Origin of the sequence: Streptomyces buecherae, from assembly GCF_014295035.1 — a bacterium.
Lineage (GTDB): Bacteria > Actinomycetota > Actinomycetes > Streptomycetales > Streptomycetaceae > Streptomyces > Streptomyces youssoufiensis.
This window is the reverse complement of the sequence record NZ_CP060404.1, coordinates 5,874,272-5,899,575: the sequence shown is the minus strand read 5'-3', so window position 1 is coordinate 5,899,575 and position 25,304 is coordinate 5,874,272. Positions and strand designations below refer to the sequence as shown.

General features: G+C 76.3%; 19 protein-coding genes and 1 tRNA gene. 12 read left to right on the top strand and 8 right to left on the bottom strand.

All coding sequences use genetic code 11. From position 1 onward, the window contains the following. Positions 1–399: 399 nt before the first annotated feature. The gene (locus H7H31_RS23380) at positions 400–1,440 is read right to left on the bottom strand and encodes a spermidine synthase (RefSeq protein WP_232110041.1); all 1,041 of its coding nucleotides are present in this window, start codon (positions 1,438–1,440) and stop codon (positions 400–402) included. Positions 1,441–1,515: 75 nt separating this feature from the next. Then, entirely contained in the window at positions 1,516–1,908 is a 393-nt protein-coding gene (locus H7H31_RS23375; protein WP_187059779.1) for a hypothetical protein, read from the bottom strand. A gap of 640 nt (positions 1,909–2,548) precedes the next feature. Between H7H31_RS23375 and H7H31_RS34300 the strand changes: the two genes are divergently transcribed. Next, positions 2,549–4,378, top strand: a complete 1,830-nt coding sequence (locus tag H7H31_RS34300; RefSeq protein ID WP_232110040.1) for a hypothetical protein — start codon at positions 2,549–2,551, stop codon at positions 4,376–4,378. 146 nt (positions 4,379–4,524) lie between these two features. Here H7H31_RS34300 and H7H31_RS23360 read toward each other — a convergent pair whose 3' ends face one another. Continuing rightward, the gene (locus H7H31_RS23360) at positions 4,525–5,142 is read right to left on the bottom strand and encodes a histidine phosphatase family protein (RefSeq protein ID WP_187061360.1); all 618 of its coding nucleotides are present in this window, start codon (positions 5,140–5,142) and stop codon (positions 4,525–4,527) included. Positions 5,143–5,415: 273 nt separating this feature from the next. Here H7H31_RS23360 and H7H31_RS23355 point away from each other — a divergent pair, with 273 nt between their 5' ends. The 4 genes from H7H31_RS23355 (at position 5,416) to H7H31_RS23340 (ending at position 11,126) form a co-directional block, all read left to right on the top strand. Next, positions 5,416–6,456, top strand: a complete 1,041-nt coding sequence (locus tag H7H31_RS23355; RefSeq protein WP_187061359.1) for a phosphatase PAP2 family protein — start codon at positions 5,416–5,418, stop codon at positions 6,454–6,456. Then, positions 6,401–7,771, top strand: a complete 1,371-nt coding sequence (locus tag H7H31_RS23350) for a hypothetical protein (protein ID WP_187061361.1) — start codon at positions 6,401–6,403, stop codon at positions 7,769–7,771. Before H7H31_RS23355 ends, H7H31_RS23350 begins: the two co-directional genes overlap by 56 nt. Continuing rightward, entirely contained in the window at positions 7,762–9,687 is a 1,926-nt protein-coding gene (locus H7H31_RS23345) for a hypothetical protein (RefSeq protein WP_232110039.1), read from the top strand. Before H7H31_RS23350 ends, H7H31_RS23345 begins: the two co-directional genes overlap by 10 nt. Positions 9,688–9,842: 155 nt before the next feature. Beyond that, positions 9,843–11,126 carry an AAA domain-containing protein gene (locus H7H31_RS23340; RefSeq protein ID WP_232110356.1) on the top strand — a complete coding sequence of 428 codons (1,284 nt, stop codon included), beginning with the start codon at positions 9,843–9,845 and terminating at the stop codon, positions 11,124–11,126. A gap of 43 nt (positions 11,127–11,169) precedes the next feature. On the opposite strand, the gene H7H31_RS23335 is transcribed toward H7H31_RS23340, so the two are convergent. Further along, positions 11,170–11,967 carry an SDR family NAD(P)-dependent oxidoreductase gene (locus H7H31_RS23335; RefSeq protein WP_187061357.1) on the bottom strand — a complete coding sequence of 266 codons (798 nt, stop codon included), beginning with the start codon at positions 11,965–11,967 and terminating at the stop codon, positions 11,170–11,172. Between the two features lie 146 nt (positions 11,968–12,113). Here H7H31_RS23335 and H7H31_RS23330 point away from each other — a divergent pair, with 146 nt between their 5' ends. The 4 genes from H7H31_RS23330 (at position 12,114) to H7H31_RS23315 (ending at position 15,558) form a co-directional block, all read left to right on the top strand. Continuing rightward, positions 12,114–12,722, top strand: a complete 609-nt coding sequence (locus tag H7H31_RS23330; RefSeq protein ID WP_187118071.1) for a TetR/AcrR family transcriptional regulator — start codon at positions 12,114–12,116, stop codon at positions 12,720–12,722. 258 nt (positions 12,723–12,980) lie between these two features. Then, entirely contained in the window at positions 12,981–13,349 is a 369-nt protein-coding gene (locus tag H7H31_RS23325) for a hypothetical protein (protein WP_187059542.1), read from the top strand. A gap of 1,338 nt (positions 13,350–14,687) precedes the next feature. Further along, on the top strand, positions 14,688–15,419 hold the full coding sequence (locus H7H31_RS35070; protein WP_372455940.1) for a hypothetical protein: 732 nt from the start codon (positions 14,688–14,690) through the stop codon (positions 15,417–15,419). Between the two features lie 65 nt (positions 15,420–15,484). Beyond that, a tRNA-Lys gene (locus tag H7H31_RS23315) sits at positions 15,485–15,558 on the top strand. 85 nt (positions 15,559–15,643) lie between these two features. Here the strand turns inward: H7H31_RS23315 and H7H31_RS23310 are convergent. Continuing rightward, positions 15,644–16,924 carry a M6 family metalloprotease domain-containing protein gene (locus H7H31_RS23310; RefSeq protein WP_232110038.1) on the bottom strand — a complete coding sequence of 427 codons (1,281 nt, stop codon included), beginning with the start codon at positions 16,922–16,924 and terminating at the stop codon, positions 15,644–15,646. A gap of 421 nt (positions 16,925–17,345) precedes the next feature. Between H7H31_RS23310 and H7H31_RS34295 the strand changes: the two genes are divergently transcribed. After that, positions 17,346–19,379: a putative bifunctional diguanylate cyclase/phosphodiesterase gene (locus tag H7H31_RS34295; RefSeq protein WP_232110037.1), complete on the top strand. Its 2,034-nt coding sequence runs from the start codon at positions 17,346–17,348 to the stop codon at positions 19,377–19,379. A gap of 125 nt (positions 19,380–19,504) precedes the next feature. Here H7H31_RS34295 and H7H31_RS23290 read toward each other — a convergent pair whose 3' ends face one another. The 3 genes from H7H31_RS23290 to H7H31_RS23280 form a co-directional block, all read right to left on the bottom strand. Next, entirely contained in the window at positions 19,505–20,653 is a 1,149-nt protein-coding gene (locus H7H31_RS23290) for an LLM class flavin-dependent oxidoreductase (RefSeq protein WP_187062389.1), read from the bottom strand. Between the two features lie 143 nt (positions 20,654–20,796). Then, a complete protein-coding gene (locus H7H31_RS23285) occupies positions 20,797–21,531 on the bottom strand; it encodes a maleate cis-trans isomerase family protein (RefSeq protein WP_187062388.1) in 735 nt (244 codons plus the stop codon). 250 nt (positions 21,532–21,781) lie between these two features. Continuing rightward, a complete protein-coding gene (locus H7H31_RS23280; RefSeq protein ID WP_187062387.1) occupies positions 21,782–22,657 on the bottom strand; it encodes a maleate cis-trans isomerase family protein in 876 nt (291 codons plus the stop codon). A 203-nt stretch (positions 22,658–22,860) separates the two neighbouring features. On the opposite strand from H7H31_RS23280, the gene H7H31_RS23275 reads away from it, so the two are divergent. Together H7H31_RS23275 and H7H31_RS23270 are read left to right on the top strand one after the other, a co-directional pair. After that, positions 22,861–23,805: a D-2-hydroxyacid dehydrogenase gene (locus H7H31_RS23275; protein WP_187062386.1), complete on the top strand. Its 945-nt coding sequence runs from the start codon at positions 22,861–22,863 to the stop codon at positions 23,803–23,805. An 83-nt stretch (positions 23,806–23,888) separates the two neighbouring features. After that, on the top strand, positions 23,889–25,301 hold the full coding sequence (locus tag H7H31_RS23270) for an amidase (protein WP_187062385.1): 1,413 nt from the start codon (positions 23,889–23,891) through the stop codon (positions 25,299–25,301). Positions 25,302–25,304: the final 3 nt, after the last annotated feature.

Below are 25,304 nucleotides of genomic sequence, written 5' to 3'. Positions count from 1 at the left end.
CCTCTTCGCGGCCGGTCACGCGCGACGTAACCGGGCAGTAACGTGTCCGCTCCGCCCGCCGCCAGCCCGAGGCGCACGCGGGCGCACGACAGGGCACGGCACGAGGGCCCCGGCAGGGCCGGCCGACGGCTGGTGCCGCGCCCTGCCAGCGGACGCGCGGGGCACGGGAGTTGGGCGGCGCGGGGGTGCGCCGGCGCGCGGGCGGGGCGCGGTGGGGCCGGCGCGCGGGCCGGGCGGGGTGGGGCCGGCGCGGCTGGTGGTGCGTACGCGCGGGGGCGAGGTACGGGGAAGGGGAACGTGCGCCCCGCGACCCCGGCCGTGGGGCGGGCCTGGGTGCGGGGCGGTGCGGGGCGGTAGAGGAGGACTGACGCGGCGGACGCGCGTACCCGTGCGGAGGGCCTAGTCGAAGGCGGCGGGGGGCGGGGCCGGGGACGCCGTGGCGTCCGCGTCGGAGACCGGGCGCGCGCCGCCGGTGAAGTCGGCGAGGGCGCGGCCGTGTTCTACGCGTCCGGGGTGCGGGTCGCTGGCCGCGCGGCGGGTCAGCTCCGCCACGGGCAGCGCGCCGTCGCCTGCCAGCAGGACCGCGTTGCCGAAGCGCCGGCCGCGCAGCACGGCGGGGTCGGCGGTCAGGCAGGTCTCGGCGAACACGGCGCGGGCGGTGGCGACCTGGGCCCGGAGGTGGGCGAGCGGCGCGCCGTCGACGATGTTGGCCGCGTACCACCCGCCGGGGCGCAGCGCGCGGCGCGCTTCGGCGAGGAACTCGGCGCTGGTCAGGTGCGCGGGGGTGCGGGCGCCGCTGAAGACGTCCGCGATGATCAGGTCGGCCCAGCCGTCGGGCACCTTGCCGAGCCCCGCGCGGGCGTCGCCCCCGCGCACCCGGACGCGCCAGCCGCTCTCCAGGGGCAGTTCGCGGCGGACGAACGCGACCAGCGGGCCGTCCACCTCCACCACCTGCTGCGTGGAGCGGGGCCGGGACGCGGCGATGTAACGGGCCAGGGTGAAGGCGCCGCCGCCGAGGTGCAGGGCCTGGATCGGCCGCCCCGGGGGCGCGACCAGGTCGGCCACGTGGCCCAGCCGGCGCTGGTACGAGAAGTCGAGGTAGCCGGGGTCGTCGAGGTCGACGTGGGACTGCGGGGCGCCGTCGATCAGCAGGGTGCGCCCGCGCGGCCGGTCCCGGTCCGGCACCAGTTCGGCGCGGCCACCGTCCACCCGCGCGCTGACCGACTCCCCGGCGCGGGCCCGCCCGCGCGTGCGCCCACCGCGCGCCCGGCCGGTCGCCGCGTCGGCCGCACCCGTCGTGTCCGCTGTGTCCGCTGTGTCGGGCGCGTGTGCCGCGTCGTCGCCGCGCTCGTCGGCCCGCTCGTCCGCGATCGGTCGGGCGCGGTCCGCGCGCCCGCTCCGACCCGCGTTGCCCTGCCGTCCGCGCTTGCCTCGTGCCATCCGATCAGTATCGATCACCGCTGGCCGGGCGGTCGGCCCGGTCAGCGGTGGACCCCGCGCGGGCGGGGCCGCGCGTCAGTGGCTGCGGTCGATGACCTCGATCACCCGGGCGGCCTCGCCGAGCGCGGCGCGGAGCACGGCGGGGTCGGTGGCGTCGCGGTATGCCTCCGCGGGCGGCACCAGCCAGCCGGCGCCCGGCACCGGGGGCGCGGCGTCCTCGGCCACCGCCTCCCGCGCGCCGTACGGGGCCAGGGTCCGCGCCGCTCGCGCGCCGGAGCGCGGGCCTCGGCCGTGCGCCCGCGTACACGCGCTGCCCGGGACGTCCCACCCCGCGGCCGTGCCGGGGGGGACGACGAAGCCGAGGGTGCGGCACGCGTCGTCGTGCAGGACCGGCCCGATACCACCCGACGCGCGCAACCGCAGCAGGTCCACGACCTCGAAGCCCTGCCGGGCGGGCACGGTGACCACGTCGCAGGCACCGCTCGCCGACTCGGCCGTACCCCGCGGCGGCGCGGCGCGCCCCGGCTGCTCGGTGTGCTCGGAGTGGGGCGAGGGGCCGGTGTCGGCGGCGCGGGGCGTGCGGTCGGCGCGCTCGCGCGCGTGCGTCGCGCCGGCGGGCTCGTCCGCCTCGACGGGGCGGCTGGCCTCGTGCGTGACGGGCCCGTCGAACGCGGGGCTCAGCTCGCGGACCCCGTAGTCCTCGGTCACGTCACCGCCCGGTGCGACGGCGTCGCGGCCGGCTCCCGGGTGTGACCGGGCGCCCGGCAGCGACGCGCTGCGCTCCTCGCTGGGGCGGTGGCGGAACTGTGCGGGCATCCGTGAGCCGTCAGCGTCTGCCCCGGTGGCTGGTGTGACGTCCGGCAAGGGGAACCCCTTCCTCCGCGTGACTGCCATGGTCTACAGGAACCAACGCAACAAAACGTCAACAGCTACGGCGCAACGCCGCCGCAAAGGATGGCACTTCATGGCAAATCACGGGTGAGATATCCGTTTTGTAGCTAAACCGCACGTGATCGCGTCAGCACAGTCGGTACGGTCGTGCCGTCGATCACGGCACCGGTCCGCTCGTGGCGCCGCCCGCAGCGGAGATCGCCAGGAGGGCACCACCATGGCCTCGGCATCCGAACCCTCGCCGCCGCGGCTGAACGCGGCTTTCAGACGCCTGCGCGGGCATCTGTCGCCGGGCGAGTTCGCGGCGCTCGTGCGGCGCTCGGCCCGGGAGATCGGTGAACAGGTCTCCTGCGACGCCCGCTACATCGGACGCGTCGAGTCCGGCGCGATCCGCTGTCCCAACTACGCGTACGAGCGGGTGTTCCGGCACATGTTCCCCGGCCGCTCCCTCACGGACCTCGGCTTCGCCCCGCGCGCGAGCGTGCGCGGGCACGGCCCACGGGACGCCTCGGGGCGCGCGGACGCCGGCGCGCGCGAGGAGCCCGCAGCGGGGGACGCGGGCACCCCGGGTCCGCCCCCCGCGCCCCGGCCTCCGACCCCGCCACAGGCCCAGCCGCCGACCCAGTCGCAAGCCCAGCCCCAGGCCCGGCCCCCGGCCGTCCCCCCGGCTCCGCCCCGGCTACCGGCCCAGGCCCCACCGCGGCCCCAGACCCAAGCTCAGCCGCAGCCCCCGTCCCAGACCCGGGCCCGGCCATCGACCCAGGCTCCGGCGCCGCGCGCCGGGCAGCCGCCGGCGCGCCCACCGGGGCCGCCGCCCGCCCCCGCCCCCCTCTCCGCGTACGCCCGCCCGCGTACGCCGGAGGCTCCCGACTCCCCCGCCGGGCCGACGGCGGGCGGCCCACCCCACCGCCACGAGGAGAGCGATGTGCACCGTCGCGCCTTCATGACCATCGGCTCCGCCACGGTGGCCGCCGTCTCCCTGGAACTCGGCTCCGCCTGGGCCGCCGCGCCCGGCGACGGCGCGGGGCCACGGGGCGCGGGCGCCGCGGGCGCCGCGCCGGGTGGTGCGCGGGCGGCCCGGGTGCCGCGCCGCGCGCCGATCCCACCGCTGCCGCGCGTGCCCCGGCCGCAGGGACGCGTCGGCACGGCGGAGGCGGCGGCCCTGGAGGAGGCCGTACGGCACATCCGGCTGCTGGACGACCAGCACGGCGGCGACGGCATCTACCGTGGCGCGACCCAACCGCTGAGCGCCGCTTACGAACTCCTCGACGCCGGCACCGAACGGCAGTCCGTCAGCGACCGGCTGCACCAGGCCGCGGGCGAGCTGGCCATCTCGGTCGGCTGGCTGGCCCACGACTCGGGCCGGATCGCGCGGGCGCGCTCGCACTACGCGGAGGCCCTGGCCACCGCGCGGCTGGCGGGCGACCCGGCGCTCGAGGCGCACGCCTTCTGCAACACGGCCTTCCTCGCCCGCGACGCGCACCGGCCCCGCGAGGCCGTGCGGGCCGCGCAGGCCGCCGAGCGCGCGGCGCGCTCGCTGGCCTCGCCCCGGCTGCTGTCGCTGCTGGCCCTGCGCGAGGCCGGTGGCCGGGCCGGCCTCGCGGACCAGGCCGGTTGCGTACGGGCGCTCCTGCGCGCCCAGCGGCTGTTCGACCGGGGTCCATCGGACGCCGATCCGGAGTGGATGTCGTTCTTCGGCGAGGCCGAGGCGGCGGGCCTGGAAGCCCAGTGCTGGTCGGCGCTGCGGCAGTGGGACCGGGCGGTGGAGCTCGCGCGGCGCTCGGTGGCCCTCCAGGGACCGCACTTCGTACGCAACCGGGCCCTGTTCACCGCGGAGCTGGCCACCGACCTGCTCGGCGGGCGGGCGCCCGACGAGGCCGCCGCCGCGGGCGAGCGGGTGCTCGCGCTGTCGGGCCAGGTGCGGTCCGCCCGCGTCCGGGCGATGGTCGACGCGTTGGCCCAGGGACTGCGGCCGTGGCGCCGGGAACCGGGCGTCGCGCGCTTCCTGGCCCGCCACCGCGAGGCCCAGCCCGCGGTGAGCGGCTGACGCCCGGCGCCCAGGCGGCGCCCGCGAGGGACCCGGCGCGCCGGCGCGCGACGGTGCTCGCCGCGCCGATGTCGGCTACGCCGGCGCCCGTGAGAGGCCCGGCGCGCCGTCGGGCCGGTGGCCGCCGTCGGGCGAGATGGTCGCCGTCAGGCCAGGTGGCCCGTGTCGTTCCAGCGCTCGATGGCGGGCTCGCCGTACGCCCAGCCCAGGACGGACAGCGAGGTCGGGTCGAGGCGGATACGGGCGCCGAAGGAGAGGTCGAAGCCCAGCCAGCGGGCGGCCAGCGCGCGCAGGATGTGGCCGTGGGCGAAGACGAGCACGTCGCGGTCGGCGGAGCGGGCCCAGGCCACGACGGAGTCGGCGCGCTCCGTGACGTCGGCCACCGACTCGCCACGGGTGGGGGCGTCCGGTACGTCGGTGGGCACGCCGTCGCGCCAGATCAGCCAGTCGGGGCGGCCCGCCTTGATCGCGTCGGGGGTCATGCCCTCGTACGGGCCGTAGTCCCACTCGAGGAGCGCGTCCCAGGGCGTCGCCCGGTCGCCGAAGCCCGCCAGCTCGCAGGTCTCGCTGGCGCGCGCCAGGGGGCTGGTGCGCACCTCGACCCCCGGCAGCCCGTTCCACGGCCCGCGGCGCAGCCGCTCGCCCAGCAGCTTGGCGCCGCCGCGCCCCTCGTCCAGGAGCGGGATGTCCGTGCGGCCCGTGTGTTTCCCGGACAGCGACCACGCGGTCTGTCCGTGGCGGGCCAGCAGGATGCGTGCTGGCATGGCGGGGAGCCTTTCGCTCGTTCGGGGGGTTAGTGGGGCAGGTCCGGCATGCCGGAGACCCGTCGCCCATCATCGCCTACGAGTTCGATGAGCAACCCGCTGGGCCGCCGTGGCGTCTAGTTCCCTGCGCACCACGACCGAGGGAAACCCCAACAACGGGTAAACGTGGCGTTTCGCCGCACTCGCCGGGGGTGGTGCACGGTTTGCCGCACGGAGACCGTACGGTTGACTGCGCGCCTTTGGCCGCCTGATCACACTTGGGAGACCGACCGGATGCCCCACACCGCGCCCCGTACCGGGACACCACAGCGCACTCAGCCCCGCTGGTGGGCCGAGCTGCCGCTGATCGCCATGGTGTACGCCGCGTACTCGGCCGGCCGACTCCTGGCGCGGGGCTCCGTGTCCAGCGCTGTCGACCACGGCCTCGGCATCCTGGAGTTCGAGCAGGCGCTGCACATCGACTTCGAGACGCCGCTGAACGATCTGTTCACGAAGCACGCGTCACTCGGCATACCGGCCGACTTCGCGTACGCGTCGCTGCACTACATCGTCACGCCCGCGATCCTGGTCTGGCTGTGGAAGCGGCGCCCCACCCAGTACCGGGTCATGCGCACCTGGCTGATGCTCTCCACGCTCATCGGTCTCATCGGCTTCATCACCCTGCCCACCTGCCCGCCCCGGCTGCTCGACGCCAGTCACGGCTTCGTGGACACGATGGCGCAGTACGGGTCGTACGGCTGGTGGGGCGGCGAGGCGAGTGCGCCGCGCGGCCTCGGCGGGCTGACCAACCAGTACGCGGCGATGCCGAGCCTGCACGTGGGCTGGTCCCTGTGGTGCGGCATCGCGCTGTACCGGCACGGCAGGTCGGGTTGGGCCAAGGCCGCCGGCGTCGCGTACCCGCTGCTCACCACGATCATCGTGATGGGCACCGCGAACCACTACTTCCTCGACGCGGCGGCCGGCGCGGCCGTGATGGGCCTCGGCTTCCTGCTCGCCCGGCCCGCGCTGCGGATGACCGACCGGGTCTGGGCGCTGTTCACGGCGCGCCGGACGAACGGCGCGCCGGGCGACGCGGGTCTCGGGGCGGCGGCCGGGTCCGAGCCGGCCGTGGCCGACCTGGTGACCGCTGACGTGCGCGGGGCCGAGCTGGTCGCCGCCGACGCTGCCGCCGGTCCCGATCTCGGGGTAAGCGCGCCGAGTGTCAGTGGTGGGTGCGAGACTTCGGCGGGTGAGCACATCCCTCAACAGTCGACGCGAGATGCCGACCGAAACGCCACCGCCCCAGCGGACGGCGCTCCGGCAGCGGCTCGCTGAGCTGCGGGGTCCACGGGTCGCCCCGCGCCCCCTGGACGCCCGCGCGCTGGCGGCGCTCGCGGCCAACCCCGGCTGCCGCCGCCGCGCGCTGCTCGACGGCGCGGGAGTGGACAAGACGGCGCTGGCCAGGGCGCTGGGTTCGCCCGCGCCGTTCGGCCAGTCGCAGTTCGCCCACCAGCGTGGCCACGTCTTCGAGGCGCGCGTCACCGCGGACGGCGGCGAGCAGCTCGTCGCCCTGCTGCGGGAGCGGCTGAGCGACCCCGGGCCCCCTCCCCCACGGGACGGCGTCGACGCCCCCGAGCTGGTGGCCGACGGCCCCGCGGGGCGCACGGAGCGCACCCGGCTCGCGCTCGCGCGGGCCACGGCCGCCGGCCGGTGGGCCGTGCTGCGGCACCCCATGGTGAGCGTGGCGGTGGCCGGCTCGCCCGCGTATCTGGAGCCGGACGCGCTGGTGGTGCACCCGGACGGGAGCTGGACCGTCGTGGAGATCAAGTCGTTCCCGGTGCTGGACGGCTCGGCCGACCCGACGAAGGTGGGCGCGGCGGCGCGACAGGCGGCGGTGTACGTGCTGGCGTTGCGTGAGCTGGCCGAAGCGGTGGCCGCCGACGGCGGCCCGGCGCGGGGTGTGCCGGCCGCGCGGGACGACGCGCCGGCCGGGGCCGACGCGGGGCTGAGCGGGCCGGTGGACGGCACCGTGGGGGCGGCCGGCCTGGTGCGGCAGCGCGCGCTGCTCGTATGTCCCAAGGACTTCTCCAACCTCCCGACGGCCGAGCTGATCGACGTCCGCAAGCAGCTCTCGGTGACCAGCCGCCAGCTCGCGCGGCTGACCCGGATCGAGGAGATCGCCGCCGAGCTGCCGGGCGACGCGACGTTCGACCTCCGGCTCGCGGACGACGGCAAGACGCCGACGCGGCCGGCGGCGGAGCTGACCGCCACCGTGGACGCGGTGCCGGCGGCGTACGTACCGGACTGCCTGGCCTCGTGCGAGCTGGCCTTCCACTGTCGGCAGGCGGCGCGGGCCGCGGGCGCGGTGGAGGTGCTCGGCCGCGGCGTGCGGGGCGAGCTGGGCGGCCTGACCACGGTGGAGGCCGTGCTCGGGGCGGCGCTCGGCGAGCGGACCGCGAGCGACGAGGCAGAGCCGTCGAGCGTGCCAGCCGACCCGGACCAGCCAGCCGACCCGGACCAGGAAGCCGACCCGGCCGTGCGCGCCCTGCGCCGGGCGGCGGCACTGCGCGCCCAGGCGCTGGCGGAGGCGGGCATGGACCCCGGGCCAGCCGGCCGGGCCACGGAGTCCGGGGAGGTCGCATGGCGCTGATGACGACGCTGGCGCGGATGGAGGCCATGCGGAGCGGGCGGGCGCTGCCGACCGCGACGGTGCGACACCGGCACCTGGCCGACCGGCCGCTGGCCCTGGTGCCGCTGACCACCGCGGGCGAGGCGGGCGCGCCGCTCGGCGCGCTGGTGGGCACGGACCGGGACGCGCCGCGCCTGCTGGTGGTGCCCCAGCCGCGCGACCGCGACCTGCGCTTCGCCTTCCTCGCCGCGCTGGCCGAGGAGATGCTGCCGCACTTCGCCGCGGGCGCGGACGAGGTGGAGTGGGAGGAGCGCAAGGAGACCGACCCCGAGACCGGCAAGCGGGTCACGGTCCAGGTCGAGCTGTGCGCCGACGCCCCGCAACTGCTCGTGCCCAGCGGCCCCGGCATCGACTTCGTACGACTGCTCGGCCGCTCGATGCGCTTCCGCCGGGCGGCCGAGCACGAGCCGGAGGACCTCGCGGGCGCGCGCGAGGGCCCGCTGCCGGCGTCGGGCCCGGGCGCCGCCGAGCCGGGCGGGGGGCCGCGCGAGGCTGACGTGCCGCGGGCCGCGCCGGCCCGGGTGCCGTTGCTCGGGCGCTGGTTGACGCACTACGGGGAGCGGGCGCGGGTGCCCGGCTCCTCGCTGCTGCTCGCGCTGACCGACCTGCTGGGCCAGCACTGGGCGACCGGCCAGAGCCGGCTTGAGGACCAGCACCTGGGCGCGCTGCTTGCCTGGATCGACCCGCCGGCCGGGCTCGCGGGCCCGGAGGCGGCGCTGCGCGCCGAGACGGCCCGCGACGACCGGGGGCAGTTGCTGTGCCCGCCGGCCGGGCCGGCCACGGATCCGGCGTTCGACAACCGGTTGCTGGCCCCGGCCATGGCCCGGTACGACGCGGCGCGGACCCGCGGCGTGCCCGCCGACGTCGCGGCGGCCGAGCGCGAGGTGCGGGAGCTGGTCGCCAGCCAGCTCCGGCCGACCTGGGAGGCGCTGTGGCGCGGCGTCGACCTGCTGCGGGCGCTGCCGCCCGGGAGCAGGGTCGCCGACCGGTGGAAGCGCGACCGCTGGTCGTACACGGGCCACCGGGACCGGGTGCGGGCCGGCGAGCCGCCGCAGCCGAAGTGGGACGACGCGGTGACCGCCGCCCGGAAGCTGGCCGCCCGCGAGACCGCGCAGGCCCAGCTCGACGCCCAGGAGGCGCTGGACGACCCGCTGGTCATGGCGGCCCGGCGGCTGTCGGGCGAGGCGTTCGCGGGCGAGGTGACCGAGGTCGTCATGGCGTACTCGCAGGCGAAGGTCCCGCGCCCGCGCCCGCTGGTCACCGTGCGCACCGACGACCGCCCGCTGCTCGACGAGGGCGTCAAGGTCTACCGCGCGCTGCCCGACGGCAGGACGCAGAGGGCGGAGTTCGTGACGTACGAGGCGTACGAGACGGGCGAGGCGGGCGGGGCGCACGGCTCCGACCCGGCGGCGGGTGGCGACGTGGCGCCGCTGGTGGTGCTGCGGCTGACCGGGGGCATGGGGCGGGGCAAGGAGCCGGAGCCCGGTTCGGTGCCCGAGGAGGGCGACCGGGTGTGCTGGACGCTGTTCGAGCACGCCCCGCGTGGCGGCCCGGAGCTGCCCGACCCCGAACAGACCCCGTGGACGCACGGCGGCCCACCACTACGCGCCGAGCCCGGCGCCCCGCTGGCCGAGCCCGCCGCCCCACTCGCTGGGGCCGGCACCACGCTGGCCGGGGCCGGCGCCACAGCCTCGGGTGATGCCACGGCCTCGGCTGACACCCCCGGCGCCATTTTGGCCGCCCGTCCGGCGGCCGTCGCCGCTGACACGGCCCGTGACGCGGACGCGGGCGCCACGGCCCTGGTCGGCGCCCCCGGCGCGCCGCCGTTCGACCCCGCCTACCAACCCGACCCCGTGACTGACGAGGACTTCCTGTGAGCGACGCCGACGCCGCCGCCCCCGCACGCCTCGCCGACCCCGCTGGCCCCGCTGACCCCGCTGACCCCTTCGACGCCGACTCCGTCGGCCGCGCGGACCCGGCCGGCCGGGCGGGGTTCGACCCCGGGGCCGCCGCCGCGGCGGCCACGGCCGCCATCCTGCGGGACACGATGGCCGGTGCTGAGCGCGGCGTGGTGGTCGATTCGCCACCCGGCGCGGGCAAGTCGACGCTGGTGGTGCGCGCGGCCCGCGAGCTGGCCGCCGCCGGCCGCCCGTTGATGGTCGTCGCGCAGACCAACGCGCAGGTGGACGACCTGGTGATCCGGCTGGCCGAGGCGGAGCCCGAGCTGCCCATCGGCCGGCTGCACAGCAGCGACGCCACGGCGTACGACCCGGCGCTGAACGCGCTGCCCGCGGTGCGCACCTCCGCGAAGGTGGGCGACCTCGCCGGGCTCGACGTGGTGATCTCCACGGCCGCGAAGTGGGCGCACACCAAGAACGTCGAGCCGTGGCAGCACGCCATCGTGGACGAGGCGTACCAGATGCGCTCGGACGCGCTGCTCGCCGTCGCCGGACTCTTCGAGCGGGCGCTGTTCGTCGGCGACCCCGGGCAGCTCGACCCGTTCAGCGTGGTGGGCGCCGAGCAGTGGTCCGGGCTCTCCTACGACCCGTCGGCCAGCGCCGTCACCACGCTCCTGGCGCACAACCCCAACCTGCCGCAGCACCGGCTGCCGGTCTCGTGGCGGCTGCCCGCGTCGGCCGCGCCGCTGGTCTCGGCCGCCTTCTACCCGTACACGCCCTTCCGCAGCGGCACCGAGCACGGCGATCGGCGGCTGTCGTTCGGGGTGGCGTCGGACGGTTCGGGCGTGGACCGGGTGCTGGACGCGGCGGCCGAAGCGGGCTGGGGCCTGCTGGAGCTGCCCGCCCGGCACACCCCGCGCACGGACCCGGAGGCGGTGCGCGCGGTGGCCCTGGTGGTGCGCCGGCTGTTGGACCGGGGCGGGGCCGCGACCAGCGAGCGCTCCCCCGATCCGGTGCCGCTGACGGCGGCCCGGATAGCGGTCGGCACGGCCCACCGCGACCAGGCGGCGGCCGTCCGCGCGGCCCTGACCGACCTGGGCGTCTCCGGCGTGGTGGTGGACACCGCGAACCGGCTCCAGGGGCGGGAGTTCGACGTCACGGTGGTGCTGCACCCGCTGTCGGGCCGGCCCGACGCCACCGCCTTCCACCTGGAGACGGGCCGGCTGTGCGTGCTCGCATCGCGGCACCGGCACGCGTGCGTCGTCGTGTGCCGGGCCGGGGTGCCCGAACTGCTGGACGACCACCCGTCGACGGAACCGGTGCGGCTCGGCGTGAGTATGAAGTTTCCGGACGGCTGGGAGGCCAACCACGCCGTCCTGGCCCACCTCAACGAGCACCGGGTGCGCTGGCGCCCCTGAGCCCGAGCCGTCCCGCCCGGGCCCGGGCGCCCGCCGGGGTCGCTCACCCGGCGTGGTGGCGGGCGCCCGGCGGGACGGCCAGGACGGCGACCCCCGTCCGGCCGCCGTCCACGTCGAGGACGGTTCCGTGCACGTACTCGGCCTCGTCGCCGGCCAGGTAGAGCGCGGCGGCGGCGATGGCGTCGGGATGGCCGGCGCGGCCGGCCGGGGTGCCGGTCATCAGGTCCTCGCCGGGGTACGCCGCGTCCGGCGCGAGGTCCGGGGGCCGGATCACGCCCGGCGAGACCGCGTTGACCCGGATGCCGAGCGGGCCGAACTCGGCGGCCCAGGCCCGCGTCAGCGTCTCCACCGCGCCCTTGGTCGAGCTGTACAGACCGCCCACCGGCAGCCCGAGGCGGGCCACCCAGCTCCCGAGGTTGACGATCACCCCGCCGCCGTTGTCGATCATCTCCGGCACCACGGCCTGGGTGAGGAAGAAGGGCGCCTTGACGTTGACCCCGTACACCCGGTCGAAGGTCGCGTCGTCCGTCTCCAGGGTCGTGGCGGGCGGGAAGACGCCGGCGTTGTTGACCAGGATGTCGAGCGGGCGGCCGAGCGCGGCGCGGGTGGCGGCGGCGAGCGCCCGGCTCGCGGCGGAGCCGCCGTCGAGGTCGGCGGGTACGAAGTCGGCGCGACCACCGTCGCCGCGGATCGCGGCCACGACCGCTTCCCCCCGCGTGGCGTCACGCCCGGAGACGATCACGTGCGCGCCCTGGGCCGCGAAGAGACGGGCCACTGAGCGGCCGATGTTGCTGGTCGAACCGGTGATGAGGGCCGTCTTGCCGGCCAGTCGCTGTGTCATGGCGGCGAACGTACGGAGTCGGTTTTGGACCCTCAAGTCCAAACCGCGCCCTCCCGAACCGGTCGCGGCCCGGCGCCGTCTCGCTATCCGGTCACGAGCCGTCCGGTCGTGGACCGCCTGATCCACCGCGTCGTAGGCTGCGCGGCATGGCGTTCACGGCCAAGGGGCGGGCGACCCGACAGCGCATCATCGAGGGCGCCGCCGGCTATCTGCGCAGCGACGATCCGGGCAACGTCACGCTCGACGACATCCGCGCGGCCACCAGCACCAGCAAGAGCCAGCTCTTCCACTACTTCCCGAACGGCAAGGAGGAGTTGCTGCTCGCGGTGGCCCAGTACGAGTCCGACCGGGTGCTGGCCGACCAACAGCCCTTCCTGGGCTCGCTCGACTCGTGGGACGCGTGGGAGCAGTGGCGGCGGGTGGTCATCGGCCGGTACCGCGCCCAGGGCCCGCGCTGTCCGCTCGCCGCGCTGATCGGCCAGGTCAGCACCGTGCCGGGGGCCGCCGACGTGACCGCGTCGCTGTTGCGGCGGTGGCAGGAACACCTGCGGCGGGGCATCCTCGCCATGCAGGAGAGCGGCGAGGTGGCCCCGCACGTGGACGCGGACCGCACGGCCGCGGCCTTCGTGGCCGGCACCCAGGGCGGCGTGATCGTGCTCCGTTCGACCGGGGACACCTTCCACCTGGAGGCGGTCCTCGACGCGCTCATCTCCCACCTGCGCGGCGGCGGCCCGGCCCGCCCCGCCGCCGAGTGAGCCGCCCGCCCCCTGGGGGACACCCACGCGCCCCCGCCCCGAGCCGTGGCCACGGCCCGCTCCGAGCCGGGGCCACGGGCCGCCCTGAGCCGCACCCACACGCCAGCCCACCCACCACACCCGTACGCCCCTCCGCAGGCCATCGCCGCACCTCCTCCCCGTACGCGGGGCCGGCGCGCCGTGCCCGTACGCCGGGCCGGAGCGCTCTTGCGCGGGGCAGGACAATGGAACGCGGCACTCAACGCTGGAGGTAGATACATGTCCGAGCCGCATTCGGCTACCAACCCCCGCACCAGCCCGGGGCGGCGCCTCAAACCCGCACCGCTGCTCTTCGAGCCCTCCGAGGCCACCGCGGACCCCGAGCACTTCTTCGACCTGGAGTCGATAGAGGACCCGCGCGAGCTGCTGGCCCGCTCGACCGAGCTGACCCTCGCGTTCCGGGCGGCGGCGGACCGGGCCACCGAGTTCCAGGCGGTGGCGGCGGCTCAACTCGCCGACCCCCAGCGGTTCGACCGGCTCTCCACGGCCATGATCGCCGAACGGGCGGACTGGACCGAGGACTACGCGCGGAAGATGGTCGAGTACGGCCGCGAGCTGATGCGCGCCGGCACCATCACGGAGGCGTGACCGGGACCGGCGGGCCGCTCCTCGCCGCGGCGGCCCGGGCCCGGCGCCGGCCGGCCCCGGCCTCGCCGGATCGGACACCGTTTCGAATGCACCAGTGGCACATGCCCGCCAGGTAGTCGGGGGCGCAAGATACTCCGTACTGCCCCGCCCTGTCCTGGTTTCCGGAATTCACCCAAAACGGAAACTGAACGCCCGGTAAGTATGTCCGCCATGACCAGTACCAGCGACAGCGCGCATAGCGGCGGCAGGCACGGCAGCGAGACGCGACGGGCCCGGAGGTGCGAGGCCGGGCGGGCGACGCGCAGCGGGGCGGGGAGCGGCGCCCGGAACGGAGCCGGGAGCGGCGCCGGCGGCGAGGACGTACCGCCCGGCGACGCCCCCCGAGCGGAGCGCACCGGCCACCCGGGCCGACCCGACACCGACCCGCGCACTGGTCAACCCCATGCCGTCGCCCCGGCCGCTACCCCCGCCCCCACCAGCGACAGCGCGCCGCGCTCCGCCGACGAGACCACCAACGCCGCCGCCACCATCGAGCCCCCCGCCCCGCGCCCCGCCGACGCGCACCCGGCCGCGCCGCCCCGGCCCGCGGCGGCGCAGCCCCGCGCCCCGCTGCCCGCCCGCCCCGCCGCCACCGGCCCCCGCGCACACCCGACCGGCGCCCCGCACCCGGAGGCACCCCGCCTCACCGCCCCGCCCGCCCCGCAGGCCGCCACCCGCACCGCCCCCAAACCAGCCCCGGCACCCACCCAGCGGCCCGCTCCGAAGATCGCTCCGAGGCCCCTCCCGAGGCCGCCCGCGCGGCCCGCCCCGCAGCCCCAACCGGCCCAACGACCCGCGGCGGCGCGATCCGGCGCGCGGCCCGAGCCCCGGCAGTCGGAGCTACGACAGCCCGAGCCACGGCAGCCCGAGCCACGGCAACCCGAGGCGGGACAGTCCGAGGCGCGACAGGCCGACCCACGGCAGTACCCGACGGAGCGGCCGGGCGCTCGCCTCCCCGTCCGGTCCGGCGCGTCCCGCGCAACCGCCGCCGTCGCCCCCGGCGGCGGCCCGCGGCGCGTGGCGCCGACCGTGGCCGAGGCCGCGCGCGCCGGCCGCCCGGACGCCCCCGCCCGGCCCGACGCGCCGCGTCCCGTGGCCCGGGAGCGGCGCGGGCCGGTGGGCGAGGCGCGGTACGGGGCGGCCTCGGTGACGCCCGCCGGGGCGGACTGGCTCGCGTCGGCGAGCGCGTTCCCGCGCAGCGTGCACGCGCTGTGGGCGGCCCGGCCGACCGCGCCCAGCGTGCTGCCGTGCGGCACCGCGTTCGACGTCGTCAGCGCGCCCGCCCTGTTCGGGCGGCGGATGGTCGATCGGCTCTGGTGCGAGGGGCCGGGGTCGGGGCCGGTGGCGGTGCAGCGCGGGCGGGTGCTGCTGTTCACCAGGCCCGGCGTGGCTCAGCGGCTGCCGTCCCTGCTGAGCTGGGAGGAGTGGGGCGCGGGGGTGGTGCCACCGCTGCTGTGTCACGGCGCCGGCGACGCGGTGACCATCCCGCCGCTGCGCGCGCCCGAGCCGGCCGGGTTCGGGGACCTTCCGGAGGCGGCCGACCCGTTCGCCGGCGCGTTCCTCGCGCGGCGCCCGGGCGCCGGCGAGCCGCGCGTTCCGGGGCCCGGCCCGCTGGACCTGCCGGCCGGCGCCCCGTACCCGGACGCGGCACTGCCCCACCCCGGGCACGCGGGCCCGCCGCGCCCGGGGGTCGAGGGCGGGCCGTACCGGGAGGGGGCGCACGCGGAGACGGCGTACGCGGCGGGGGCGTGCGGCGCGCGGGGGGTGGGCTCGTCCGCCGGGGCGTCCGATCCGGACGCGGGCGCCCTGGCCTCCGTGGCGTCGGCGGCGGCGGGTGGGGCGGACGCCGGGCGGCGGGCCGCCGGCGCGGGCGCCGGGTCGCGCTGGCTGGTGGCGCCCGACGTGCGGCACCCCTGGCTGCCCGGCCCTGACGTACTGCTGTGGGCGTGCGTGCGCGCGGCCCGTGGGCAGGCGCGCGGCGCGCGGGCCGACACGCCCGTGACCAGGGCGAGCCCGTCCGGACGCGGCTGATCACGCCGGGCGTAACCGATTTTCATTCCGCCGGACCCTGGTGTTAAGGTTTTCCACGTCAGCGAGCGCCGCTAGCTCAGTTGGTTAGAGCAGCTGACTCTTAATCAGCGGGTCCGGGGTTCGAGTCCCTGGCGGCGCACCTGAAGAAGGGCCCTCGTACTTCGGTACGGGGGCCCTTCGCCATGCCCGGTGGGTGCGGTCCCTGGCGCGCTCGCCGGCCCGGGTCAGCCCACGGGGTCGTGGGTGACTTTCACCGTCCAGGTGGCGCCCCGTCCCTCGGGGCCGCCCTCGGTGTACGCGTCGGCGACGGTGGCGTCCTCGACGCTGACCCGAACGCCGTCCTCGGGCGCGGCATAGCTCTCGCCGACGTCGAGCGGCGCGTCCGCGAGGTCCGGGTAGACCGAGGCGCTCTCGCAGGCCCCGGCGTCCGGGTGCCCGTCGATGACCTTGACCGGGCCTTCGGCGGAGGCGGTCCCGCTGCGCACCCGGTAGATCAGCACGCCCTCGGAGCAGGTGCCCGCGTCGTTGCCGTACGCCCCGCGCGCCTCGATGACCAGCGCGCTCTCCGGGCCGGTGCGCACCACCACCACGCGCGGGTGGCCCGGGGCGCCGGGGGCGCGCGGGGCGCCGAGCGGGTCGAGGGTGTGCAGGGTGGTGCCGGGGCGGTGGACGCACACGACCTCGCGCCCGCCGAGCCAGCCCAGCTTCCACTTGTGCCAGCCGAACGGCTCGGGCGCCATGCCGAACTGGCTGCCCATCAGGTCCCAGTCGCCGACGTGGGTGTCCCAGTCGCCCTTGCCGTCGCTGGGGCGGTGGTAGAGGTCGGGCAGGTCGAAGACGTGGCCGGTCTCGTGGGCCAGGACGTTGTGGTCGGGCGGGTGCTGCTCGAAGACGGTGACCAGGCGGCGCAGCTTGGTGCCGTCCACGGTCAGCGGCCGGTCGAGGTTGACGACCTTGGTGGCGTCCGCGTCCACGCCCGGCGCGCCCGGGTCGGCGACCAGGTAGACCAGGTCGTACCGGCCGAAGTCGACGGCGGGATCGGCGGTGGCCAGCGCGTCGCGCAGGTAGGCGGCGCGCCGGTCGCTCTCCCAGTCGCGCTGGATGGCGTACGTGGTGGAGGGGGCCGGCATGGCCAGCCAGCGCCGCATGGGGTGGACCCGCAGCTCGAACTTCCCGTACGAGGCGCGCGCGAAGAACCGCGCGGTGCCCGGGAAGTGGTCGGCGGCCAGCGCGGTTGGAGTGAGGGTGGGGCGTGCGTCGGGGAAGGACAGGAAGATCATCGCGGCGTCGAGGGTGCCGAGCGGGCGGGGATACTCCGGGTTCCAGGTGTCCAGGCCCTCGGAGTGGTGCGCGCCGGTGCGCTCCAGCGCGCACGGCCCGCCGGGGCCCACCGCGACCGCGGGGCCGGTGACCACGGTGGTGGCGATGACCGCGCTCAACGAGGTCAACACCGCCGCCGTGCGGCGCAGGGGCCCGGCCCTGGCGGGTGCACGCGAACGCGCCACAACGACCTCCCCGGGTGGACGAGGGGACACCTCAACCACCTTGTGCGGGTTTGTCGGGGTACGCCCTGTTCCACTCAACCAGTCGAGTGACAAGCCGGCCTGGCGGGTATGTAACAGAAAGTCACAGCCGGTCAATTGAAAGCTGGGATTGTGCACGGTCCGCCAAAAGCAATCATTCTCTTACCCGGGCCCCAAGGTGATGCCGATGATCGCGGCGGCGTCGCTGGAACGGCCGAAGAGCAAACCTCTATGATCGCCACATTTCCAGCGCGAATTCCCTCCCCGGGCCGCCTGCCCTGGCTGCCCGCCGCCCGGTATGCGACTGACCCACACCCTGTACGAGACGAGCGCTTTGCGGGAGCGAGCGGTGAGCGGATCTCTCGACGGCCACAGCGGCGCGCCTAGCGCGACCCTGCCGACGATGACGGAACGTAACGCACCACTGAGTGAGTACCGCGCCGCCTTTCATGCCGCGCATGTGGCGATGGCTGTCGTCGACCACGAGGGGGTGGTGCACGCCGCGAACGCGGCTCTCGGAGCGCTGCTCGGCGCCGACCCCGAGCGGTTGCGCGGCGCCAACGCCGCCGACCTCGCCGACCTGCGCGAGGACCCGCGGCTGTGGTCCGCGTACGGCGAGGTGCTGCGCGGACGGCACGACCGGCTGCGCTGTACGCGACGGCTGCGGGAGCGCGACGGGCGCGCCCGCTGGGTCGAGGTCACCGTGGTCCCGCTGGCCGGGGACGCCGACCTGACCGCCGACCTGACGGCCGCGCTGCCCGCGGACCGGCGCCGCCGGCGGCGCGCCGACCGGCGGGCCGCCGCCCGGGCCGACCGGTGCGACCAGCACCCGGAGGGGCCGGCCGAGCGGCGGGCGGTGCTGCTGACCATCGTGGACGTGAGCGAGCAGCACGATCTTCAGGCCCGGCTGCGCCACCTCCAGATGCACGACCCGGTGACCCGGCTGCCCAACCGGAGCCTGTTCTTCGAGCGGCTGGCCAGCGCGCTGGAGTCGGCCACGGTGGCGCCCGGGGCGGCCCAGGTGCCGCATCCGTCGGGCGGGCCGGCCACGCCGCACGGCGACGGGGACGCGCCGCGCACGGGGGCCGGACCCACGGCCGATGGCGGTTCCGGCGGCGGTGGCGAGCCGGGCCCGCAGCGCGGTGGCGACGCCCAGCGCGGTGGCGGGGCCGGGGTGGCGGCCACGGGTGGGCGGCGCAGTGGCCGGGTCGGGCTGTGCTACCTCGACCTCGACGGCTTCAAGGCGATCAACGACACGCTCGGGCACCGGGTCGGGGACGAGCTGCTCGGCGCGGTCGGGCAGCGGCTGGCCGAGTGCGCCGCGCCCGACGGGCACCTGGTGGCCCGGCTCGGCGGTGACGAGTTCGCGCTCCTGGTGACCGACTCGACCGGCACCGACCAGCTCACCGAGTTGGCCCACGCGCTGCTCGTCGCCCTCCAGCGGCCGTTCGACGTGGCCGGGCACCGGCTGACGGTCTCGGCGAGCATCGGGGTCGTGGAGCGGCTGGCCGCCGGGACGCACACCACCGCCCTGATGCAGGCCGCCGACACCACGCTGTACTGGGCGAAGGCGGACGGCAAGGCCCGGTGGGCGCTCTTCGACCCGGAGCGCAACGCGCACCGGATGACCCGTCAGGCGCTGTCCAGCACGCTGCGGCAGGCCGTCGAGCGGGGCGAGTTCATGCTGGAGTACCAGCCGCTCGTCGGCCTGGAGGACGGCGTGGTGCGCGGCGCGGAGGCGCTGGTGCGGTGGCGGCACCCGCAGTTCGGGCTGCTGGCGCCGAATCGGTTCATCGGATTGGCGGAGGAAAACGGCGCCATCGTGCCGCTGGGCCGCTGGGTGTTGCGCACCGCGTGCTGGCAGGCCAGGCACTGGCAGCTGGCCCACCCCACGCGGCCGGTGCGGGTCAGCGTCAACGTGGCGGTGCGGCAGGTGTGGGACTCGGACCTGGTCGCGGACGTGGCGGCGACCCTCGCGGAGACCGGGCTGCCGGCCGAGCTGCTGCAACTGGAGCTCACCGAGTCGGCCGTGATGGGCTCGGCCGGCCGCCCGTTGCAGGCGTTGCAGCAGCTCAGCGACATGGGCGTGACCATCGCCATCGACGACTTCGGCACCGGCTACTCCAACCTGGCCTATCTGAGCCGGTTGCCGGTCTCCTCGCTGAAGCTGGACGGTTCGTTCGTCCGTGGCTTCCGTGCCGAGGAGCACCCGAACCCGGCCGACGAGACGATCGTCGAGGCGTTGGTGCAGCTCGCGCACCGGCTCGGGCTCACGGTGACCGCCGAGTGCGTGGAGAGCGCGGAGCAGGCCGAGCGGCTCGGGCGCATCGGCTGCGACACCGGGCAGGGCTGGTTCTTCTCCCGCCCCGTGTCGCCCGAGCAGATCTCGGCCCTGCTCCGCGAGGAGGGCGCGGCCGAGGGGCCAGCGGAGGGCTGAGCCGGCCCGCCGGCCGGCGCGCCCCGGTCGCGCGGGGCGTCCCGATCGCTCGCCCCGCCCCTTCCCGGGCCCGCGCCCGGCCGGGGCGGGACCCGTACGACGGGGGTCGCGGCGGCGGCCCGTGGTCAGGACGCGGTCGGCGCCGGCAGGCCGTACGCGTCGGCGATCAGCTCGTACGAGCGCAGCCTGGCTCGCGGGCTGTGCACGTTCGCCGTGATCACCAGCTCGTCCGCGCCGGTGCGCTTGACCAACTGGTCGAGGCCGTCGCGCACGGCGTCCGGCGTCCCGTGCACCACGTTGGCGACGTGGCTGTCCACGAACTCCCGCTCGGCCGGGGCGAACGCGTACTCCTCGGCCTCCTCCGGCGTCGGGATCAGGCCCGGCCGGCCGAGCCGCAGCCGGATCATGGACAGGGCGCCGGTCATGACCTGGCGGCGGGCCTCCCGCTCGTCCTCGGCGGCCAGCGCGCCGACCCCGATGGAGGCGTACGGGGCGTCCAGCACGGCCGACGGGCGGAACGAGGAGCGGTAGAGGTCGAGCGCGGGGATGGTGTTGGCCGCCGAGAAGTGGTGCGCGAAGGAGAACGGCAGCCCGAGCGCGCCGGCGAGCTGGGCGCTGAAGCCGCTGGAGCCGAGCAGCCAGATCGCGGGCCGGTCGGCGGACTGCACGCCGCCGGGGACGCTGCCCTGGATGGGTCCGGGGATGGCGTGGATGCGCGCGTACCGGTGGCCGTCGGGGAAGTCCGCGTCCAGGAACCTGGTCAGCTCGGCGAGCTGGCGGGGGAACTCGTCGGCGCCCTCGTTCAGCCGGTCCGAGCGGCGCAGCGCGGCGGCGGTCGCCCCGTCGGTGCCGGGCGCGCGGCCGAGCCCGAGGTCGACCCGGCCCGGGGCCATCGCCTCCAGGGTGCCGAACTGCTCGGCGATGACCAGCGGCGCGTGGTTGGGCAGCATGACGCCGCCGGAGCCGAGCCGGATGCGGTCGGTGTGGGCGGCGAGGTGGGCGAGGATGACCGCGGGCGACGAGCTGGCGACGCCCGGCATCGAGTGGTGTTCGGCCACCCAGAACCGGTGGAAGCCGCGCCGCTCGGCGAGCTGGACCAGCTCCACGGAGGTGCGCAGCGCGTCGCTCGCGGTCAGCCCGCTGCCGACGGTCGCCAGGTCCAGCACGGAGAGCGGTACGGGTGCGGTGCCGCTCGCCGTTCCTCGAATCGTGTCCACCGGCGTCGTGCCTCCTGAGATCGCGTACGTAGCGGAAGACCTAACCGGAGATGGCATCCGGTTATTCCCGGGGCCCGCCACGCGACCTCGCGGGTCTCCTCGTACGGACCACGGTACGGACCACGACAACGGCCCCGACACGGACCCCGCGCCCGCCACCGGTCGCGCCCAACTCCCCTACGGAGAGCGGCTGTTACGCCTCACGCGGCCGGGCGCTCGGTCTCCGCCGCGAACAGTCGACCGAGCCCGGGGCGGGTCACCGCGCGGTCGAGGAGGCGCAGGCCCTCCCAGACGGTGACCTGGTTGGCGGTCAGTACGGGCTTGCCGACGGCGGCCTCCAGGGCGGGCAGGTGGGCCGCGGTGTGCAGGGCGGTGTCCGGCAGCAGCACCGCCCGCGCCCCCGGGTGGTCACCGGCGCGGGCCAGGCCCAGCACCTCCGCCTCGCCCCAGGTGCCGACCTCGGCCGCGGTGATGACGCCGCTGGCGCGCGCCTGGACCACCTCGATGCCGGCCGCCCTGAGGAAGGCCGTGAAGCGGTCGGCTACGTCCCGCGGGTACGTGGCGGCCACGGCCACCCGCTCGGCGCCGATGGCGCGCGCCGCGCGGGCGAAGGCGAAGGACGTACTGGACGCCGGGGTGCCGGCGGTGGCCGCCAGCTCGCGCACCTGCGCGCCGGCGCCCTCCCAACCGAAGACGAAGCTGGCGCTGGTACAGGCCCAGACGACCGCCTCCGCGCCGCGCCGGCGCAGCTCCCCCACCCCGGCCGCGAGCCTGGCCGCCGAGCCCATTTCCACCAGGGCGTCCACCCGGTGCGCGTCCTCGCCGATATCGGTATGGACCAACGGAAGCCGAATATCACCACCGAGCGACTTCTCCAGACGCGGATAGTCGTCCTCCGCCGAGTATCCGGGGTAAAGAAATCCGACCGTCGCCACGCGCCACCTCCTGATCGATCGCTGTTCTCGCTGTTCTCTCACCGGGTCACGCCGTACCGCCCCGTGTCCGCTGTTCGACGCCCCGCGCTCGGGAGCCGACCATGACGCCGTTCGGCCCTTTCCGAGCGTTCGCGGGCCGCTGTTTCCATCCCGCCGATTCGCCCCGCCCCCGCGTTCCGCTTCGGGGCCGGCGCGGCTCGGAAACGGAACGTGTCCGCGTTAGGCGGCGGCCCCTCTGCCCGCCCGTCGGCTAACCGGTCGGGCCGCCGTACTCGTCCGGGAACGGCGGCGGATCGAGGCGGTCCGGGAGGTCCGGCTCCGGGGTGCCGGACGAGCCGGCGTACGCCTCCTCCGGCGGCGGGTCGGGCTCCAGCGCGACCGGGCCCGAGCGCGCGGCGGGGTCGACCAGCGCCTGGTAGGGGCCGACGGCCCGGGCGCCCATCGTCCGCAGTGCCGACCACATCGTCACCTGGTTCGCGGACAGCACCGGCATCCGCAACTCCGCCTCCAACTGCGGAATCACGTCGTAGGTGGGGAGGTTGGTGCAACTGATGAACAGCGCGTCGGCGGAGCCGACCACCGCCAGCCGCGCCATGTCCACCACGTCCCGGTAGGGCACCCACCAGATCTCCCTGGTCAGCCCCAGGTAGGCGCGGCCCACGACGGCGATCTCGGCCGCCGCCAGGTACTCCTCCAGGGCGTCGGTGACCGACTTCGTGTACGGCGTGACCAGGGCGATCCGCCGCGCGTCCAGCTCGTCGAGGGCCGCGAGCAGCGCGCCCGACGTGGTCAGCGACGGCACCTCACCGGCCTGGGTCATCGCCGCGCACATCGCCCGCTCGCCCGGCACGCCCCCGACGAAACTGCCCGACGCGCACGCGTACGCCACCACCTCGGGCGTGACGGCGCACAGCGCCCGCACCGCCGCGTGCAGCGTCTCGTGCTCGCTGACGACGCGCGCCAGGTCGAGGCTCACCTCGACCGGGACGAACGGCGTGCGGGTCAGATGCAGCGACACCTCGTCCGGAACCCAGCGCCACAGTTCGCGGTCCAGCGCGAAGTCGAACGGAGCGACGACACCCACGCCGCGCTGCTGCCGCGGACCGCCCAGAAAAGAGACGTCCATTGTCGAGCCCCCATACGAAACGCCGGGCTGCGGCCATTGGCCAGGGGAAAGAGAACCGGTGAATGCCGGGACGTCGGGATAAGGAACCGTTGTTGACGACGGTAGTTTCCGCTGCCTAGCGTGGTCAATCCTCATATTCACAGCGATGTCCCGCTCGTGAGGAACTTCCTATCCGCTCGACGTTTCGGAACGGTTTCCCGCCCATGTCTGAACACACCGTCGTGGTCCTTGGCGACACTCCCCCCGTACGGCTCGACCGGCTCGCCGGCCGTGCCCGGGTCCAGGTCAGCGACGACGCGTCGCTGCCCGCGCTGCTGCCAGGCGCCGACGTGCTGCTCGTGTGGGACTTCCAGTCCGACGCGTTGCGCGACGCCTGGCCGGGTTCGGGGCCCAGGCCCGGGTGGGTGCACACGGCCAGCGCCGGCGTCGACCGGCTGCTCCTCCCCGACCTGGTCGAGTCCGAGACGGTGCTGACCAACGCGCGCGGCGTCTTCGACCAGCCGATCGCCGAGTACGTCGGCGCGCTGGTGCTGTCCTTCGCCAAGGATCTGCCCGGCACCTGGGAGCTCCAGCGCCAACGCCGCTGGCGGCACCGCGAGACCCGGCGGCTGGCCGGCACCCGCGCGGTGGTCGTCGGGGTCGGGCCGATCGGCCGGGCCATCGGCGAGTTGCTGCGGGCGCTCGGCGTGCGCGTGGAGTGGGTGGGGCGCACCGCGCGCGCGGGCGTACGGGGCGCGGACGAGCTGCCCGACCTGTTGCCGGGCGCCGACTGGGTGGTGTGCGCCGCGCCGCTGACCCCCGCGACCCGCGGCATGTTCGACCGCGCGGCGTTCGCCCGGATGGCGCCCTCGGCGTACTTCGTCAACGTGGGCCGTGGCCCGCTGGTGGTCACCGAGGAGCTGCGCGCGGCGCTGCTGGAGCGGCGCCTCGCGGGGGCGGCCCTGGACGTGTTCGAGCAGGAACCGCTGGCGTCGGACAGCGCGCTGTGGGACACGCCCGGGCTGCTGGTCTCGCCGCACATGAGCGGCGACACCGTGGGCTGGCGGGACGACCTGGCCCGGCAGTTCGAGGACAACTTCGACCGGTGGGCGGCGGGCGAGCCGCTGTTCAACGTGGTCGACAAGCGGCTCGGCTACGTGCCCGGATGAGGTACCGCGCACGAGGTCACCGCACCACCGTCCGGTGGGCCGGCCGGCGCCACCGATCGCCCGAGTGAACCCGGAGGGGCCGGATGACCGATCTGTGCGACCTGAAAGCCGTTCAACTCGTCGAGAGCTACGCGGCGCGCACCGTGTCGCCGGTCGAGGCCACCCGGGCCGCGCTGGCCCGGGCCGAACGGATCCAGCCCCTGGTGCACGCCTTCACCCGGCTGGACGCCGAGACGGCGCTGCGCGAGGCCGCCGAGTCCGCCGCGCGGTGGGCGCGCGGCGAACCGCTGGGCCTCCTTGACGGGGTGCCGGTGTCGATCAAGGACATCCTGCTGCTGCGCGGCGGGCCCACGCTGCGCGGCTCGCTCACCGTCTCCGAACGGGGCCCGTGGACGGAGGACGCGCCGGCGGTGGCCCGGCTACGCGAGCACGGCGCGGTCTTCCTCGGCAAGACCACCACGCCCGAGTTCGGCTGGAAGGGGGTGACCGACTCGCCGCGCGAGGGCGTCACCGGCAACCCGTACGACCCCGCGCGCACCTCCGGGGGCTCCAGCGGGGGCAGCGCGGCGGCGGTGGCCTGGGGCGCCGGGCCGCTGAGCCTGGGCACCGACGGCGGCGGCTCGGTGCGCATCCCGGCCGCGTTCTGCGGCACCTTCGCGCTGAAGCCGACGTACGGGCGGGTGCCGCTGTACCCGGCGAGCCCGTTCGGGACGCTCTCGCACGTGGGCCCGATCACCCGGGACGCGGCCGACGCGGCGTTGCTGATGGACGTGATCAGCGGCGCCGACTGGCGGGACTGGTCGCAGCTCGGGGCGCCGGGCGACGGGTTCAGGGCCGGGCTCGACGAGCCGCTGACCGGGTTGCGGGTCGCCTACAGCCCCACGCTCGGCGGGGTCTCGGTGGACCCGGAGGTGGCCGTGGCGGTGCGGCGGGCGGTGGAGCTGCTGGCCGGGCTGGGCGCCGTGGTCGAGGAGGCCGAGCCGGGGTTCGCCGATCCGGTGGAGGCGTTCCACGTGCTGTGGTTCAGCGGGGCCGCGCGGGTGGCGCAGCCGCTGGACGAGGAGCGGCGGGCGCTGCTCGACCCGGGGCTGCGCGAGGTGTGCGAGCGGGGCGCGGCATACAGCGCGCTCGACTACCTGGCGGCGGTGGACGCGCGGATGGCGCTCGGCCACGCGATGGGCCGCTTCCACACCCGCTACGACCTGCTGGTCACCCCGACGCTGCCGATCACCGCCTTCGCCGCCGGCGTCGAGGTGCCGCCAGGCTCGGGGCTTGAGCGGTGGACCGGCTGGACGCCGTTCACCTACCCGTTCAACCTCACCCAGCAGCCGGCCGCCTCCGTGCCGTGCGGGCTCTCCTCCCGGGGCTTGCCGATCGGCGTGCAGTTGGTGGCGGCGCGGCACGCGGACGCGCTGGTGTTGCGCGCCGCGCACGCGCTGTACGGGGCGGGCGTCGCCGACGCGGTACGACCGCCGGCGCCGGGGGCCGGGGCGTGAGCC